Raw genomic sequence first — 659 nt, forward strand, 5'->3', positions numbered from 1 at the left:
CTTGAACTTCTTCTGGTCTTTGTTCAATGCTTTCCCCTAGCTTACGCTTAATTTTTCTCACACCAGTTTTCTTAGTCTTTATACGAGTCTTAAGCTGTAAATCAATATTCTTAATCTTCATAAGTCCTTTATCTATATAATTGTATAGAGTCTTAGTGCATACAATAATTTTATTTTGCCACTTAGCATCCATTTTGCATGAACCCACTACCGCATCAGGTGACCATTTATCTTTAAGTATTTTTTCTTCAGCATAACTTATGAATTCTTCTGCTTGTGTTATTTTGAATCTACGACCACAGTTTTTACGGTTCTTTTCATATACAGCCTGTCCTGTTTCAGGAAAATATTCTTCATATGTTGTTAGATTAGTTCTTAACTGGGTAGTAGTTCCTCTTCTTATTTCCCTACTAATTGTGCTAGGAGATCTTTTAAGTTTCTTAGCAATATAGTTAATACTTTTACCTTCTTTTAGCAGGGCTTTAATCATTCCTCGATCATACACAGTTAGGTGTTTAAAAGTTCGTTTATTTGTGTTACAATTATTTCGAGCCATAGTGAGCACCTCATGTTTTGTTTTCTTGTCAAAAACAATTATACATGATTTTCTCACTATGGTTTTTCTTTTTTATCTATTGCATTTGATTATACAATGAACC

At 32.0% G+C, this 659-nt stretch carries 1 protein-coding gene; it reads right to left on the reverse strand.

All coding sequences use genetic code 11. From position 1 onward, the window contains the following. Positions 1-556: IS30 family transposase (locus CPAL_RS08515; RefSeq protein WP_146126579.1), on the reverse strand; the 556-nt coding region annotated here is incomplete at its 3' end. Positions 557-659 lie beyond the last annotated feature (103 nt).

This window comes from Clostridium thermopalmarium DSM 5974 (genome assembly GCF_002995795.1).
Taxonomy (GTDB): Bacteria; Bacillota; Clostridia; order Clostridiales; family Clostridiaceae; genus Clostridium_H; species Clostridium_H thermopalmarium.